Source organism: Emticicia sp. GW821-FHT11C11, assembly GCF_058808615.1.
In genome coordinates, this window is the sequence record NZ_JBXARV010000001.1 from 1,741,865 (window position 1) to 1,758,156 (window position 16,292).

At 38.4% G+C, this 16,292-nt stretch carries 12 protein-coding genes; 10 read left to right on the top strand and 2 right to left on the bottom strand.

The genetic code is table 11. From position 1 onward, the window contains the following. Positions 1–11: 11 nt before the first annotated feature. Positions 12–344, top strand: coding sequence for an FtsB family cell division protein (locus tag AC1RRY_RS07445; protein ID WP_492816880.1), 333 nt, complete (start codon positions 12–14; stop codon positions 342–344). A 35-nt stretch (positions 345–379) separates the two neighbouring features. Here AC1RRY_RS07445 and AC1RRY_RS07450 read toward each other — a convergent pair whose 3' ends face one another. Continuing rightward, on the bottom strand, positions 380–1,483 hold the full coding sequence (locus AC1RRY_RS07450) for an Mrp/NBP35 family ATP-binding protein (RefSeq protein ID WP_492816878.1): 1,104 nt from the start codon (positions 1,481–1,483) through the stop codon (positions 380–382). 198 nt (positions 1,484–1,681) lie between these two features. Between AC1RRY_RS07450 and AC1RRY_RS07455 the strand changes: the two genes are divergently transcribed. Continuing rightward, positions 1,682–1,849, top strand: coding sequence for a hypothetical protein (locus tag AC1RRY_RS07455; RefSeq protein ID WP_492816876.1), 168 nt, complete (start codon positions 1,682–1,684; stop codon positions 1,847–1,849). A 33-nt stretch (positions 1,850–1,882) separates the two neighbouring features. Here the strand turns inward: AC1RRY_RS07455 and AC1RRY_RS07460 are convergent, their stop codons facing one another. Further along, on the bottom strand, positions 1,883–2,863 hold the full coding sequence (locus AC1RRY_RS07460) for a GSCFA domain-containing protein (protein WP_492816874.1): 981 nt from the start codon (positions 2,861–2,863) through the stop codon (positions 1,883–1,885). Between the two features lie 690 nt (positions 2,864–3,553). On the opposite strand from AC1RRY_RS07460, the gene AC1RRY_RS07465 reads away from it, so the two are divergent. The 8 genes from AC1RRY_RS07465 (at position 3,554) to AC1RRY_RS07500 (ending at position 16,286) form a co-directional block, all read left to right on the top strand. Further along, a complete protein-coding gene (locus AC1RRY_RS07465) occupies positions 3,554–4,597 on the top strand; it encodes a sensor histidine kinase (protein WP_492816872.1) in 1,044 nt (347 codons plus the stop codon). Next, on the top strand, positions 4,578–5,312 hold the full coding sequence (locus AC1RRY_RS07470) for a LytR/AlgR family response regulator transcription factor (RefSeq protein WP_492816870.1): 735 nt from the start codon (positions 4,578–4,580) through the stop codon (positions 5,310–5,312). The genes AC1RRY_RS07465 and AC1RRY_RS07470 overlap by 20 nt, the downstream gene beginning before the upstream one ends. A 124-nt stretch (positions 5,313–5,436) precedes the next feature. Continuing rightward, positions 5,437–8,190 (top strand): TonB-dependent receptor domain-containing protein, encoded by a 2,754-nt coding sequence (locus tag AC1RRY_RS07475; protein ID WP_492816868.1) that lies wholly within the window; start codon positions 5,437–5,439, stop codon positions 8,188–8,190. A gap of 10 nt (positions 8,191–8,200) precedes the next feature. Further along, positions 8,201–9,049: a DUF4249 domain-containing protein gene (locus tag AC1RRY_RS07480; RefSeq protein WP_492816866.1), complete on the top strand. Its 849-nt coding sequence runs from the start codon at positions 8,201–8,203 to the stop codon at positions 9,047–9,049. A gap of 197 nt (positions 9,050–9,246) precedes the next feature. Continuing rightward, on the top strand, positions 9,247–10,089 hold the full coding sequence (locus tag AC1RRY_RS07485) for an endonuclease/exonuclease/phosphatase family protein (protein ID WP_492816864.1): 843 nt from the start codon (positions 9,247–9,249) through the stop codon (positions 10,087–10,089). A 289-nt stretch (positions 10,090–10,378) separates the two neighbouring features. After that, complete coding sequence (locus AC1RRY_RS07490; protein WP_492816862.1) at positions 10,379–12,175, top strand: DUF3858 domain-containing protein; 1,797 nt, start codon at positions 10,379–10,381, stop codon at positions 12,173–12,175. Between the two features lie 72 nt (positions 12,176–12,247). Further along, positions 12,248–14,245, top strand: coding sequence for a DUF3858 domain-containing protein (locus AC1RRY_RS07495; protein ID WP_492816860.1), 1,998 nt, complete (start codon positions 12,248–12,250; stop codon positions 14,243–14,245). A gap of 70 nt (positions 14,246–14,315) precedes the next feature. Next, positions 14,316–16,286: a DUF3858 domain-containing protein gene (locus tag AC1RRY_RS07500; protein ID WP_492816858.1), complete on the top strand. Its 1,971-nt coding sequence runs from the start codon at positions 14,316–14,318 to the stop codon at positions 16,284–16,286. The last annotated feature ends 6 nt before the right edge of the window (positions 16,287–16,292 follow it).

Below are 16,292 nucleotides of genomic sequence, written 5' to 3' on the forward strand. Positions count from 1 at the left end.
CAGTATAGTCTATGAAAATTTACGTTCCTGCATTTTTGCACAAGTATCGATTCTATGTGCTTACAGCTTCCGGTTTGTTAGTTTGGATTACCTTTTTTGATGGGAGTAATCTTATTTCTCAGTTTAGACTCTGGCAAAAATATAGGGCCCTTCAAAATGAGAAAGAGTATTATGTGGAAGCACTGAAAAAAGTGAAGCACGAAGAAAAAGAAGTAATGGGCAATGCCGATGCCATGGAGAAATTTGCCCGTGAAAAGTACTTAATGAAAAAAACCGGAGAGACGGTTTTTGTGATAGTAGACGAAAACAACCAATCGATAGAAAAAGAAGAAGATGACGAATAAACAAAAGCCTTCGGTGAATCCGAAGGCTTTTCTCTTTATCTTATTTCTACTCTTGCGGTTCTCTGTCCTGATGCATTTCTGATCGCTACTTGCTGTGCCAATGCCTCTGCGGTAGATTTGAAGGCTTGGCTTGTAATAGGTTCATCTTCCATCATAATCGGGCGGCCTTCATCACCACCTTCTCTGATGCTCTGTACAATCGGTATTTGCCCTAAAAGCGGAACGTTATACTTCTCAGCCATTTCTTTACCTCCATCTTTTCCAAAAAGAAAATACTTATTGTCTGGTAATTCGGCAGGCGTGAAATATGACATATTTTCAACAATGCCTAAAATCGGAACATTAATTTGTGGTTGACGAAACATAGAAATACCCTTGTTTACATCAGCCAGTGCTACTTTCTGCGGAGTAGTTACTACGACTGCTCCGGTAAGAGGAACGGTCTGAACTAATGTCAGATGAATATCGCTTGTACCCGGAGGTAAGTCAATCAGAATATAATCCAGCTCGCCCCAGTCTACATCACCAAAAAACTGACGCAATGCCTGACTGGCCATCGGGCCACGCCAGACAACGGCACTATCGGGAGGGGTAAGAAAACCGATCGATATCATCTTTATGCCATATTGCATAATAGGTGATATCATGTTTTTGCCATTTTTCTGCGAAATCAACGGTTGCATGTTCTCTGCCCCAAACATTAAAGGTATGGATGGCCCTGAGATATCGGCATCGATAATCCCTACTTTAGCACCTGATTTTTTCAGTGCCATAGCAAGGTTAACCGTAACCGTAGATTTACCAACCCCACCTTTACCTGAAGAAATAGCGATGATATTTTTTACGCCGTCAAGCACGGGCGCATTGTTTCTGATCGAGGTAACATCGGCGGTCATATTGATAGTTACCTGTACATCTTTATTCAGCTGAGTATGAATAGCGTCTACACAATTCTTTCTGATTAGCTCCTTAAGAGGGCAGGCAGGAGTAGTTAAAACTACAGTGAATGAGACCTGATTAACGCCTACAACAACGTCACGAATCATATTCAGGGTCACTAGGTCTTTTTTCAGGTCAGGCTCCTCAACTGTACTTAATGCTTGCAGTATTTTTTCTTTGGTGATAGTAAATTCTCCCATGCAATGGTAATTGGTTCGTAAATACTTTTGTCGTACTTATCAAAACAACAAGTATTCTCATTTTTTAGTTTAACAATCCGGCTATTAAAAGCATATAATTAATGCCTTTTGCCAGGTATGGATTGTCTTCCTGATTCGATAAAACAACGCTGTAAAGTTCGCAAAAATAGCATTGCGAACCAATGAATTTGTAAAAACATGGAACCTGAGACTATTGCCGAAGAATGTCAGCCAGACTTTGATTCTAAAATGATTTATACAAATGCAAATCTGTTTCCTGAATTAAGCACCAGAAAGCCAGATATCCGTAAAAAAGTAATGACAGAACTTTTTCCGGGTAGAGATTTGAGAATGAAAATTGAATAATTGCCTGATATAAAGGCGCAGGATGGCTTATGATTACGCTGCTACCAATTGTGAGAGTACTTTTTCCCGTTCGCTTGAAACATCAAACTTATCGCTGTACCCATCTATTTTTTCAAGTAAATCGGTCAGGAATTTTTGATGCGCTGGTGTATCTGTCTGAATCGGACGGTGATTCAACGACATCTTTACCTTATTCCAATCTTGCAAAAAATTGCTCAGGTCGTCGGTGAAATAAGTTTCAGAAAACTTCTCGAAGATATAGTTCTCAGCCAGGTCATTCGGATGAATCATATCAGCTTTGTAGAAGCGATAGTCACGCAAATCATCCATCATGATTTCATAGCTTGGAAAATAATGAACATCATTGAATTCTTCTTCAATATGATAACAGGCTGTACGAAGAATACTTTTACTAACCGAATTAAGCTGCAGGGTTTCGCGGGTGTGTCTTACCGGGCTTACGGTTACTAAAATTTTTATTTTATTATTATACATTTTCAGTTGCTCATACATAGCCCTGAAACGCAGAATAATATCTTTCATATTCAGCATTTCTTTCTTGAAATTCGAGGCAGGGGCTTTATGGCAATTAGCAACGATAGAACCGTTTTCTTTCAATTGGTGCACTATAGCAGTTCCGAAGGTAATAATCAGAAAGTTGGCCTTTTTCAGAAATTGCTGTGATGTGCTGTTTGTTTGATAAAGTAATTCTTCTAACTCTTCTCTTGAATTAGCAAAAAACTTTGAATGATAATCGTAATGCTGCCAGATGCCCGAATTTTCGACCATCATGTGTTTGAAAATAGGCTTATTCTGCAAGCTATTACTGATCAACTTGAATATCGATAAAGGATTGAAAACAGTCCCGTAAGGATTGCACAGGCATTGAATTTTATTCTCGGCTAACTGGCTTCCAATGACCTCAGAAAAGCAAGAACCAACAGTCATTATTCTGGAGTCAGTGCCGATACGGAAGCTGGCCGGGCTCACTTCTATTTCAGTACGGAAATCCATTTCTTTAATTTTTAAGCGCTTAATTTTTTTATTATTGATAAGTTGTTGATAATCAATAATTTGCGAAAATAGACTTTTCAATTGAAACTCACAAATTTTTTATTAAAAAATCATTAAAATTAATGGAAAAATGACAATTTTTTAGTCTGTTGCGAGCGAATGAAGGTATATTTCACTATTTTATTGTTGTACAATCACTTAAATGTTGCCTGCTATAAGCGGGTATGTTCAAATTTTTACGCGCCGGCTAACAGATAACACCTTTAATTAATAGCGGACATTGGATGAAATTTATTGTATAGTGGACTCGATTATTATTAAAAAGTTGCTCAGATTAAGGCCACTGTGCTTCTGATAATCGGTTGTATTATTAGCAAAGTTTGGTCTTTCAAGTATCAAAAATAGTATAGAACAATCGATCAGCAAAGTTGAAAAAATATTGTGGCAGACGAAAGATTAGACTCAATTAAATGCTATTTTACCGGCATAGCCGGCTTGTCATAATTTTAGGCAAGGCTTGTCTACACAATCGGGTAGATTATATACAGATGGCCGGTTTGACGCAGATATTTATATCATTTGGCGGTAGTTTTTGGTTTCATAAGCAACAATTCAGGTTTACACTCAATGATTTTTCTTAAGCGCTACTCCGTTTGGTTACATATTATAGGCTGGATAATCTTTATTATTATGCCGTTCCTTACCACACCAAATGGTAGTTTTAATTTTTTCAGACAAACAGGTTTTCCGTCGTTCGTCATATCGCAGTTGATAAACGATATCGTGCTGATTGCTGTTTTTTACTTCAATCTGAATTTTATAACTCCCAATTTAATAATCAGGAAAAATACGCTGTTGTTTGTATTGTATTTGCTGGCGATATTTCTGGTAATGTTGCTGCTTAATAAGTTTACCTTTGACACTTTCAGAAGACCCGATTTCCTAAGAATACATCCGCAGGATTTGTCGGGATTCCGGCGAAGGTTCCCACCACCGGGTCCGATGTTTATTCCCTTTCCTTTTTTGTTCAGAACTACTATTTCATTTTCGCTGGTAATACTGGTCAGTTCATTACTGGCACTGATAAAAGAGCGGAGTATTCAGAAAGAAGAAAAACAGCAGATAGCACTTGAGAAAACAGCAGCTGAACTGGCCGTGTTGAAATTGCAGATAAGTCCGCATTTTTTATTCAATACTCTAAACAATATCCGCTGGCTGGCCAGGCAAAAATCTGATGCTACGGAAGATTCGGTTGTGAAACTCTCACAGTTATTGAGGTATATGATTTATCAGGCCAAGCATGATAAAGTACCGCTTGAACAGGAAATACACTATCTGGAAAACTACATAGAATTGCAAAAAATGCGGCTATCAGAGAAAAACTCTGTGAAGTTTACCTACGAAGGTGATATTAAACAATGGAGCATTGAACCCTTATTATTTATACCTTTTGTTGAAAATGCCTTTAAGTATGGGCTACATAGCCAGAATGAAAGTGAAATAGAAATCAGTCTGACAGTAGAAGGAAACAAACTCCGTTTCTTTGTGAAGAACCCTGTCTCCGGTAATAATTTTCCGGAAAATACGGAAGACTCAGGGATAGGAGTTCAGAATGTGGAAAAACGTTTATTGCTGCATTATCCGGAAAGACATGAATTGAATATTATAAATATAGGTGGGTATTTCAGTGTTGATTTAACTATTATTTTAAACTATGGGCAATCAGAGAAATAAAGATAGAATCAGGTGTATTGCCGTAGACGACGAGCCTTTCGCTTTAGAAATAATAGCGGATGATATCAGGAAAATACCCTTTCTGGATTTGATCGGAGTATTCAGCAACGCACTAGACGCTGAACAGTTTTTGAAAGAGAATGCAACAGATCTGATTTTTCTGGATATCCAGATGCCTACGTTATCCGGCACACAGTTTATAAGAGCATTACCTGATCCGCCTATGGTGATTTTCACAACCGCCTATGAGCAATATGCACTGGAGGGATATGACCTGAATATTACAGATTACCTGCTGAAACCAGTACCCTTTGAAAGATTTCTGAGAGCTGCCAATAAGGCTTTTGAAATGTTTACGCTCAAAGCAAAAAACGATGAGCAATTACCGACCGATGAACGACATTTTTTCTTTATCCATGCTGAGTATAAGCAAATAAAGCTGTTTTACGATGATTTGCTATACATTGAAGGATTGAAAGATTACGTGAAAATATTCGTCAGAAATAATCCTAAACCTATACTGACCCGGTTGAATTTGAAAGCAATTGAAAGCAAACTGCCGGATAACCAATTCTGCCGGGTGCATCAGTCTTATATTGTTGCTTTAGACAAGATTACTTCTTTTCAAAAAACCAGGTTGTTAATTGATAAGCAGGAAATTCCTGTAGGAAGGACATTTCTGGAAGTATTTAAGTTGAAATACTCAGATTCTTAGTCAAATTCGTTTATTGATAAAGGTTTATATACACAAATCAGTTAAATCTCTACACTCTTCATTAGCCTGGCATCCCAAATCTTAGTGCGCTCGTCCTTGACGATGAACTAATTTAAATGCCTGTATGAGAAAAAGACTTTTCCGCTTTCTTTTAATTATTTTCTGGATTGGCTTGGTGGGGGAGGCGCATGCCCAAAATGCTAAAAAATCTACCGTCAATAATCCGCTCATTAAAGACGAATTTTTTAATAATATTCCTCTGGCTGATATATTGGTCGAGATGGAGAAGAAATATCCTGTCAAAATAATCTACGACAAAGTTGAACTGAAATCGTATAACGTTACTTACTGGTTTGCGAACGAAACTTTTCAGGATGGTTTGAAGGCACTATTAAAAAAAATGCCTTTGAAATTTTATTTAGACGAAAATGAGATAATTCATATTATAGGCAAGAATAAGAAGATAGAAACAATTGCCGATACCAAATTTGAAGGACAACCCACACGAACCGACTTCACCTTGACAGGTAGAATTGTAGATGCTACCAATGGTGAGAATCTTCCTTTTGCCACTGTGGCTATTAAGGGTTCTAAAACAGGCAGCCAGACCAACGTTGACGGTCATTTTACATTATTGAAAGTGCCTTCTGATACTGTCACGCTTGAGGTAAGCTATGTAGGCTTTATTACCCGTCTGTACCACCTGAATCCGAAACTGAATCTGGAAGACCTAAAGATTGAGATTGATCCTGCCATCGGTACATTGGAAGAGGTAACAGTGATGGAAAAACGAACCGAAGTTCTGAAAGCCAATGAGATAGTGGGAATGATTAAAATGACCCCGAGAAATATAGCTAGGCTGCCCAATGTGGGCGAAAGAGACCCTTTCAGAGCGTTTCAGCTGATGCCCGGCGTAAGCGCTTCTAACGAATCTTCATCAGGTTTGTATGTTCGCGGCGGTACGCCCGACCAAACCCTGGTTTTGTACGACGGCTTTACGGTTTACCATGTCGATCACCTTTTTGGATTCTTCTCAGCCTTTAATTATAATGCCATTAAAGACATTCAGCTATATAAAGGCGGATTCGATGCCCGATTTGGTGGTCGTATATCGGCAGTGGCTGAAATTACCGGAAAAGAAGGGAACAAAAAGGAATTCAATGCAGGTGCAGATGTGAGTTTGTTGAGCACCAATGGTTATATTGAAGCACCGATAGGTGATAAGTTTACTTTTCTGGTGGCCGCTCGTCGTTCGTGGAAAGGCCCCTTGTACAAAAAACTGTTTCAGAGTTTTACAGGCGAAAACTCCAGTCAGAATCAACCAACGGGTGCATTGCCTGGAGGCACAGGCAGAAACCCGTTTGGCGCATTCGGACAGGAACAGGTGGCCAGTTCTTATTTTTATGATTTAAATTCAAAACTCACTTATAAGCCTACAAAAAAGGATATTCTATCGCTAAGCCTGTATAACGGTACCGATAATATGGATAATTCGAGCAGTTCGAATCTTACAGGATTTGGCCCTCCGGGAGGTGGTTTTGGGGGTGGCCGGGGTTTTAATACGGCAACTAATGATATTTCAAACTGGGGTAATCTGGGAGGAAGCCTGAAATGGTCGAGACAGTGGGGTGAGAAGTTCTATAGTAACGCTTTAATCAGTTACTCAAACTACTACAGCAACAGAGATAATAGCCGCTTAATGACCATAACCCGTGATAGTGTTGACCGGGACGTGAGGATAGGGCAGATTGAAGATAATAATTTGTCTGACATAACTGCCAAGATGGATTTTGAATGGAAACTGCTGCCAAATAATCAACTTGATTTTGGCTGGCAGGCAACCCGGAACAACATTAAATATACCTATAGCCAGAATGACACCATTAAGGTACTGGACAGAAATGATACCGGAAGTACCTATACGGCCTATGCTCAGGACCAAATTAAGTTGTTTGGGTCAAAGCTGCATATCAACCCCGGTGTCAGAATCACTTATTTTGACGTAACCCAAAAAAGCTATTTTGAACCCCGGTTCTCTGCCAATTTCAATCTGACGCCCAAGTTGAAACTGAAAGGTGCAGCCGGTATTTATTACCAGTTTGTGAAACAGATTAACCGCGAGGATATTTCGCAAGGCAACCGCAATTTCTGGGTATTATCCAATTCATCTACGCTGCCTGTTACCCATTCCAGACACTTGATTCTGGGCGGTAGTTATGAAACCTCCGACTACCTGTTCGACGTGGAGTTTTATCAGAAAAAAAGTACAGATGTGACCGAGTATACATTGCGATTCGTTCCACAACTTAATCGCATGTTGTCGGCTAGTGAGACTTTCTTTAACGGTGACGAGACCATCAACGGGGTTGACGTATTGATTCAGAAAAAATTCGGAGATTTTAATGGCTGGATTGGCTATACGCTGGCCGAGGCAAAACGCCAGATAGACGCCTTTTCTGACAAATCTTATTATTCAGACCAGGATGTAAGGCATCAGTTTAAAATTATTGGTTCTTACAAGTACAAGAAATGGGATCTGGCAGCTACCTGGATTTTTTCAAGTGGCAGGCCATACACCTCTATTCTTGGCGCCTACCAGGTTACGCTGCTTGATGGCAGTGTCAGGAATTTCACGAATCCTTCCGACAAAAACGCTAATCGTTTCCCGGCATATCATCGAATGGATATATCGGCAACATATAATTTCAGTCCCAGGTTTAATGTAGGATTCTCCGTTTTCAACCTGTATAACCGGACAAACGTGTGGTATAAAAGATTCCAGGTTATTACAGACGACGACCTGACGATTCTTCAGACAACGAATGTGAATTATCTGGGTTTTACACCTAATGTTACTGTAACGTGGAAACTTAAATAAGAATGAAACAATGAAAAATATATATAGCATCCTATTGACGATCATTACGTTTGCTGGTGTAATGAGTTGCACAGAAACAAACGATGTGGTGAATCCCGGAGAGAAGCCCATTGTAGAAGCATATCTTGCTCCCGGGCACCCGGTAAGTATGAAGGTTTTTACGGAAATTCCTTACGCTGAAAGTTCGGAGGGGGTATCAGAACCGATAGATGGTTTGAGTATTAAAATTACTGCAAGTAACGGAAAAGTTTTTGTTTTAAAATCAGCAGCAAGCGGCGTTTACACCTCAGATAGCGCTGAATTGATAGAAGAATCTCCTGTGAAGTATAAAATGGAATTTGAATACAAGGGCAGGGTTGTCAGTGCTGAGACTGAAATTCCGGAAAAGCCGATAGGTTTCGGTATTAGTACCCATGAGATTTCTCGTACGCAAATCAATTTATCCGGAGGTGGTTTTCCGGGTGGTGGAGGTTTCGGTGGAATCGACAATACGCCTATAGAGCTTTCGTGGATTAATCCTGAAAATGTGTACCACTTCATAGCGGTAGAAAATACTGAAAGCGAACCGGTGCAAATCATTGTGCCACCCACAGGAGCCGAGTTCCCGACTTTCAGATTCAGATTTACCAACGAACCGGTGTTGGGAGTGCACAGTAATATTCAACCACAAAGCCTTGAATACTTTGGTAATTATGACGTAATCCTTTACAGAATCAATCCTGATTACTCGGCATTGTATCAATCGAGTGGTACTACTACACAAAACCTGAGTACCCCGCCGTCGAGTATCGTGAATGGTTTGGGTGTTTTTACGGGTATCAATGCCGATACGGTGAAATTATACGTAAAAAAGAATTAATATTTTTCATAGGTTCGATAATTTGATAAAGGGTTGGCAGAAAGTATTGCCAGCCCTTTTTATCTTATTGTTAAGAAGTAATAATTTACAGGCTGTTTTGTGCCTTAATTGATAATCTATTGTTTATTTTGTGAAGGTAGGTTAATAGCCCTGCTAACTGATTCAATTTTCAACCAACAAAACCAGCACCATTTGCTATGAAATTAAATTTTCTTATTCTTTTTTTTAGTTTTCTGTCTTTTTCCGAGGGCTTTGCACAAAAAAATACACCTATTACGGTGGCTACCTATAATCTCCGTTATAATACGCCCAATGATGGTGTAAATGCCTGGCCAAACAGAAAAGAATTTGTAAAGGCGCTTATCAGTTTTCATGAATTTGATATTTTCGGAACTCAGGAAGGGCTGAGAGGCCAGTTAGATGATATTGCCGAATTGAAAGATTTTACATTTCTGGGAAAAGGTAGAGACGATGGAGATAAAGCAGGCGAACACTCGGCTATTTTTTATAAAAAATCAAGATTTAAAGTGTTGAAATCCGGTGATTTCTGGTTGAGTGAAACACCCGAAAAGCCCGGCAAAGGTTGGGATGCTACCTGCTGCAACCGTATTTGCTCATGGGCTAAATTTCAGGACTTAGCCACCAAAAAGAACTTCTATTTCTTTAGTGTGCATTTTGATCATCAGGGAGTAGAGGCACGGCGCCAGTCAGGTAAACTGATGGTAAAGAAAATTCAGGAAATAGCAAAAGATGCACCGGCTATATGTGTAGGTGATTTTAATTCTACGCCCGAAACCGAGCAAATTAAAGAAATGCAGACCCTATTGAACGATGCCCAAAGTGTGAGCGCCTTAGCTCCTTATGGACCTGAAGGAACATTCAATGCGTTTAAATTTGATGCACCCATGAAAAACCGGATTGATTACATATTTGTCGACAAGAAAATCAGTGTTTTGAAATACGGCGTGTTGACCGATTCAAAAGAGCAACGTTATCCGTCAGATCATCAGCCGGTGGTTATTAAAGCTATCATAAAGTAGTAAGTTGTCTGGCAATAAATAAAGTCATTCTTTCGCTGAAGGAATGACTTTATTCGTATTGTACGTATATAGGTTAGAAGTTTGCAAAAAAAACGCATCAATCATTTTGTAGAGATGTGATATTTCGCGCATATTTGTACTTTGCTAACCATTCACTAAAAAGCCCATGCTGCGCTATCTAAGAACATTTTCCTTTTCGCTTTTTTTAGCTTTCTCTTCTTTTCATGTTTTTTCACAAGTTTCAGAGCCGAAGGTAACGTTTGGTATATTTAATCTTGCAGATTTGGAAATGAAATCTTATGCCAAAGATTCATCTGCCGAAGCTGTGATATTGTATGATTACGCCGACTATTCTTATTCGTTTGATGATAATTCGCCGATGGTAGTGTATTACTTTCATAAAAGGATAAAAATTCTGAAGAAATCAGGGCTCGAGAGAGGAACAATAAGCATCCCTTTCAGATACGAGTCGACCCGCGACAGACAGGAAGCCGTAAAAGATATTAAAGGAATGACCTTTAATATAGAAGATGGAAATGTGAAGATGACGGAGCTGACCAAAAAGTCTATATTTCAGGAAAAATCATCAGGTGAAGTAAGAGAGATAAAAATTGTTTTTCCGCAAGTAAAAGAAGGATCGGTAATTGACATTTCTTATACTATTTCGTCTCCATTGTGGTATTACCTACGCACATGGAATTTTCAGAAAGATATACCAGTCGTATGGAGCAGTATTAAAGCGCTTATTCCGGGTATCACAGGAAAGGGAGAGGACGTAAAAGATCCTTACTTATCTTATCATTTTGCAATGAAAGATTTACCTGCCATACGGCCCGACGACTACATGACTACCGTAGAAGATTACCGGAGTTCCATAGATTTTGAGTTGGCCCGAACATTTTTACCTACCGGTGGAGAGCGCAATTACTCAGTCACTTACAAAGACCTAACCAAGACACTTCTTGAGGATGCTAATTATGTAGGCGCAATACGGAAATTCGGTAAGACTGCCAAAAAAATCGCGGCTGAAATATTGGCTAAGTCTGACTCTAAAGATTCGCTTAAGCTTATCAGTAGTGCCTATGAATATGTGAGAAACGATTTAAAATGGAACGAGGAAAATAGATTTATTGCGATGTCAAAACTTGACCAGGTGTATGAAAAAAAGGAGGGGAATGCCACTGAAATAAATATGATTCTGATTGCGGTATTAAATGAATTGGGTTTTGATGCTAACCCGGTTGCACTGAGTACGCGTTCCAATGGCAAGCTTTTAACAGAAATAGCGCTTATTGACCGATTTAACTACACAATAGCACATATAATAGTTAACGGTAAAGATTTTTTACTGGACGCAAGCGACAAGCATGTGAAGATGAATATGCTTCCTAAGAGATGCCTGAACGAACGCGGATGGCTCATTTCGAAAAACCCTAAGTGGGTATCTTTAGTAGCTAATGAAAGAAAACAGAGCACGACTGAGCTGATATTTACGATAGAAGAAGACCAGAAATTAAAAGGTCAATATACAGAATCTTATTATGGGTATGCCGAAGCCGAGAAAAAGACAGAAATCAATAATGTAGGTGCAGAGAAGTATATTGAAAATCTTAAAGGACAATTTGCACAGTTTGAGAACCCTGCATTTACTTTAAAGGAAAGTGACACCAAAGAACTGCGTCTCCAATGTGAAACTATCGTAAATGATGCCTATTCAATATCAGGCGATAGAATTTTTATAAGACCTTTGCTATGGAAAACCCAAGGGCAGAATCCATTTGTTAATACGGAAAGAAAATATCCTGTTGATTTCGGCTACGGCATACAGGAAACCGTTATTGCTAAATACACTATTCCAAAAAACTATAGTGTAGAAAACATGCCAAACTATATCAATATATATTTACCAAATAGTAAAGGAAAGTATTTATTTATGATAAAGGCTGAAAATGGGGTAATTGAACTCACAAACCAGTTGTTAATTGCAAAGTCAGTTTTTGCAGCTGATGAATATGCAGATTTAAGAGAATTTTTTACAAAAATGATCTCTAAGCAAAACGAGCAGATTATATTAAAGAAAAACTGATTTGATTATCTTTTCTTCAGTTGCTCTCAATGCTAATCAGGTATATACTTTTAAAACTTACACAAGCTGTTTATGAAAAAAAGCACACTTCTGCTATGTCTCGTTAGTTGCGTGCATATTCTATTTGCCCAGCAAGCAGCTGAGCCCAAAGTTACATTTGGCGTTTATAATCTTGCCGATTTAGAGATGAAATCTTATGCCAAAGATTCATCTGTTGATGCAGTCATATTATATGACTTTGGAGACTACGTGTATGATTTCAATTCAAGTATACCACACGTAGTGTATACATTTCACCAACGCATAAAAATTCTTAAAAAATCAGCTCTGGATTGGGCCACTTTTAGTATTCCATATCATTGGGATTCCGATCCGGAACGACAGGAAATAATAAAAGATATTAAAGGATTTACCTACAACTTTGAAGACGGTTACGTAAAAACCAGAGAACTTACCAAGGCTTCTATTTTTGAAGAAAAATCATCAAGCAAGTATAGAGAAACGAAGATTGTTTTCCCACAGGTGAAGGAAGGATCTGTGATTGAACTGAGCTATAGAATAGAGTCTCCGTTGTGGTATTATCTGCGAAAATGGCGATTCCAAAAGTCGATACCAGTCGTTTGGAGTGGCATAAAGGCTGTTATTCCCGGATATTTTGATTACAAACTTACCTATTTTGGATTTTATCCATTTGCTATAAGAGAAACTAAGAATGGAAGAGATGTATTTATGAGCAGAACTGACGGGCTCGGGAATCCGATAAAAGATCCGTATCTCTCCTACTATTTTGCCATGAAAGATTTGCCGCCCATTAAAGAAGATGAATATATGACTACTGTAGAAGATTACAGAAGTGCTATTCATTTTGAATTGGCAAGAACTTTTTTCCCAACCACCGGAGAGCGTTCGTATTCTATTACTTATGAAGACCTGACAAAAACGCTTTTAGAGTATCCTGATTTTGGTATATCCCTTAAGAGATTTGGTAAAACTGCTAAAAAGATAGGTGCCGAAATTTCGGCTCAATCTGCTAATAGTGATGCGCTTTCACTTGTAAGTAATGTTTATGAATATGTTCGGAATACCATTGCGTGGAATGGGGAAAGCAGATTAATGACTACGCAAAAATTAGAGAATATTTATGAAAAGAAAATGGGTAATTCTTCAGAAATCAACCTGATGCTGGTTGGCATTTTGCAAGAATTAGGTTTTGATGCAAATCCGGTAGTTTTGAGTACACGAACCAACGGGAAAGTGCTTCAGGACATAGCATTGCTGGATAGATTCAATTATAGCATCGCACATGTGGTTGTCGATGGAAAGGATTTTCTTTTAGATGCAACCGACAAGTTTGTTACAATGAATATGTTGCCTAAACGATGCCTGAATGAGCGTGGCTGGCTTATTTCTAAAAAGCCAAGATGGGTATCGTTACTGCCCGCAGCTAAAAAACAGACAACTACGTTGCTGACTTTTACGATAGAGGATGACCAACAATTGAAAGGACAATTTAATGAATCATATTCCGGATATGCCAGTACAGAAAAAAAAGCAGAAATTGAGGGAGTAGGTAAAGAGAAATATATTGAAAATCTTAAAAGTCAATATTCTTCATTTGAAAACCCCACTTTCCTGTATAAAGAAGGTGAAAATAAGGAAGCCCGCATAGAATGTGAAACAAAAGTGAATGAGGCCTATACTATAGCCGGAGACAGAATATTTATTCAGCCTTTACTATGGAAAACCCAGCAAACAAATCCTTTTGCTAAAGCAGAACGGCAATACCCTGTCGACTTAGGCTATAGTATTCAAGAAACTGTGGTTGGAAAATACACTATTCCTGAAGGTTATTCAATAGAAAGCGTGCCGACGGCTGTTAAATTTGCTTTAGCAGAGAACAAAGGCCGATATAATTTTCTGGTAAAAGTTGATGGCAGGACGGTAGAGGTGCTGAGCCAACTCTTACTGGCAAGACCAATCTTTTCAGCTGAAGACTATCAGGATTTAAGAGAATTGTTTACTAGAATGATTGCTAAGCAAAACGAGCAAATTGTATTGAAGAAAAACTAAACCACTTCTGCACCGTATTATTTTAACTGTGAACTGAATTATAATTCTGTAAAATTTACACGAGCTGTTTATGAAAAAAAATGCAATTCTGCTATGCCTGATTAGTTGTGCCAACCTTCTGTATGCCCAAAAAGTAGCTGAGCCCAAAGTTAAATTCGGAGAACTTAATGCTGCCGAAGTTCAGATGAAAGTCTATGATAAGGATTCTACTGCCGATGCAATTGTTCTCTATGATTATGGTCATACAAGTTTTGAGCTTAAAGTAGGAAGCATTTATATACGCACAACCTACCACGAGCGTATAAAAATCCTCAAAAAATCTGCATTAGATTTAGGAACAATTTCATTGCAATTGTATAAAGATGGTAATGAGAAAAGTCAGTACATCTCTGATGTGAAAGGGTTTACTTATAATTTTGAAAACGGAGAGGTAAAAAAAGAGAAACTCACTAGAGAGTCTATCTTTACCGATAAAGTTGTAGGAGAGAATCAGAATATTAAAATAACAATGCCGAATGTAAAAGAAGGCTCTGTGATAGAATATACCTATACTCTTGAAACCCCATTCACAATTGCTACTAATCCTGACTCCTGGATTTTTCAGGGAACCAGACCGGTGTTGTGGAGTATTTATGAAATCAGTATTCCGTCATATTTTAACTACAGAACCCTGATGTCCGGCTACTTAGATTTGACTGATAATCAGACAAAGCACGTGAATCTGTCGCTTGGCACTAGTCCTGTAGACGGAACTTTTCAAAGATTGGTAGTTAAAGATGCCCCACCTTTTAGAAATGAAGCTTACATAACATATACAGGAGATTACATTTCGAAAATTGATTTTGAGTTGACCAGTGTTACGTGGCCGGGTGTTTTGATGCAGAATTTTTCTCTGGATTATGCTTCGCTCAACCAAACAATGTTAAGTGGGTCGCTGGGAGGACAGCTTGAACGAACGGGCTTTCTGGATGATATAGCTAAAGAAATTAAGAGCAAGCATAGCGATTCAACAGCCCGGTTGAAAGCAGCGTGTGAGTATATTCAGAAGAATGTAAAATGGAACAAAAGATATGGTATTTATGTAGATAACCTTAAAAAAGTATTAGATAAACATACAGGAGACGTAGCAGATATTAATTTGCTATTAGTGGCTTTGCTAAAAAGAATAGGATTCGATGCCAATCCTGTCATTTTAAGCACCAGAGGGCATGGCAAAATTCATGAACAATATGCACTAAGAAAGAGATTTAACTATTTGGTCGCTCATATCGAGCGTAATGGTAAAGATTTTCTGATTGATGCTACTGATGAATATCTTAAGCCGGGTATGTTACCGGTTGACTGTCTGAATGAAAAAGGCTGGCTGATTCATCCTACCAATGCCCGGTTTGTTTCGATTTTACCAGTTGAAAAAAATTCTAAATACAAGAAGGCAGATATGACCATTGATGCAGATGGTGAATTAAAAGGAGTTTTGAACAAGTATTACGGAGGCTACGGAGGTTTGATTGAAAAAAAGGATTTTCAGGATAAAGGCCGTGAAAAATATCTTGAAGAAGAGGGTAAAAATAATACTTCGTGGGTAATTGAAAAGGCAAATTATAACAATACCACATCAGTTGAGGAGTCAATGGAGGCGCAATATCAGTTAACCATGAATGACTATCTGACGAAAGCTGGCAATACAATTTATCTGAAACCAATGCTTTCTGAGGGACAAAAAGAGAATTTACTGAAAGCTAAAGCACGCCTTTATCCGATTGACTTCGCTTTTCCTATTGAAGAAACTTTTATTGCAACTTATGAGCTTCCTAAAGAGTATTCAATTGTTGAAGTGCCTGGAAATATTTCAATCAGCCTGCCTGAAAACACAGGAAGGTTTATGTATATGATTACTGTAGCAGACAACAAAATAACTGTAACAAGCCGGGTACAATTTCGTAAAGCTGTATACTATGCTGAAGAATACTCTTTTTTACAGGAATTTTTTGATAAAATGGTGGCAAAACATAATGAACAGATAGTACTAAAGAAAAACTAATAAGCA

Excerpts from the sequence above, each read along its gene's own strand:
- AC1RRY_RS07445 (WP_492816880.1), top strand. The coding sequence starts at position 12 with ATGAAAATTTACGTTCCTGCATTTTTGCACAAGTATCGATTCTATGTG.
- AC1RRY_RS07450 (WP_492816878.1), bottom strand. The coding sequence starts at position 1,483 with ATGGGAGAATTTACTATCACCAAAGAAAAAATACTGCAAGCATTAAGT.
- AC1RRY_RS07455 (WP_492816876.1), top strand. The coding sequence starts at position 1,682 with ATGGAACCTGAGACTATTGCCGAAGAATGTCAGCCAGACTTTGATTCT.
- AC1RRY_RS07460 (WP_492816874.1), bottom strand. The coding sequence starts at position 2,863 with ATGGATTTCCGTACTGAAATAGAAGTGAGCCCGGCCAGCTTCCGTATC.
- AC1RRY_RS07465 (WP_492816872.1), top strand. The coding sequence starts at position 3,554 with ATGCCGTTCCTTACCACACCAAATGGTAGTTTTAATTTTTTCAGACAA.
- AC1RRY_RS07470 (WP_492816870.1), top strand. The coding sequence starts at position 4,578 with ATGGGCAATCAGAGAAATAAAGATAGAATCAGGTGTATTGCCGTAGAC.
- AC1RRY_RS07475 (WP_492816868.1), top strand. The coding sequence starts at position 5,437 with ATGAGAAAAAGACTTTTCCGCTTTCTTTTAATTATTTTCTGGATTGGC.
- AC1RRY_RS07480 (WP_492816866.1), top strand. The coding sequence starts at position 8,201 with ATGAAAAATATATATAGCATCCTATTGACGATCATTACGTTTGCTGGT.
- AC1RRY_RS07485 (WP_492816864.1), top strand. The coding sequence starts at position 9,247 with ATGAAATTAAATTTTCTTATTCTTTTTTTTAGTTTTCTGTCTTTTTCC.
- AC1RRY_RS07490 (WP_492816862.1), top strand. The coding sequence starts at position 10,379 with ATGAAATCTTATGCCAAAGATTCATCTGCCGAAGCTGTGATATTGTAT.
- AC1RRY_RS07495 (WP_492816860.1), top strand. The coding sequence starts at position 12,248 with ATGAAAAAAAGCACACTTCTGCTATGTCTCGTTAGTTGCGTGCATATT.
- AC1RRY_RS07500 (WP_492816858.1), top strand. The coding sequence starts at position 14,316 with ATGAAAAAAAATGCAATTCTGCTATGCCTGATTAGTTGTGCCAACCTT.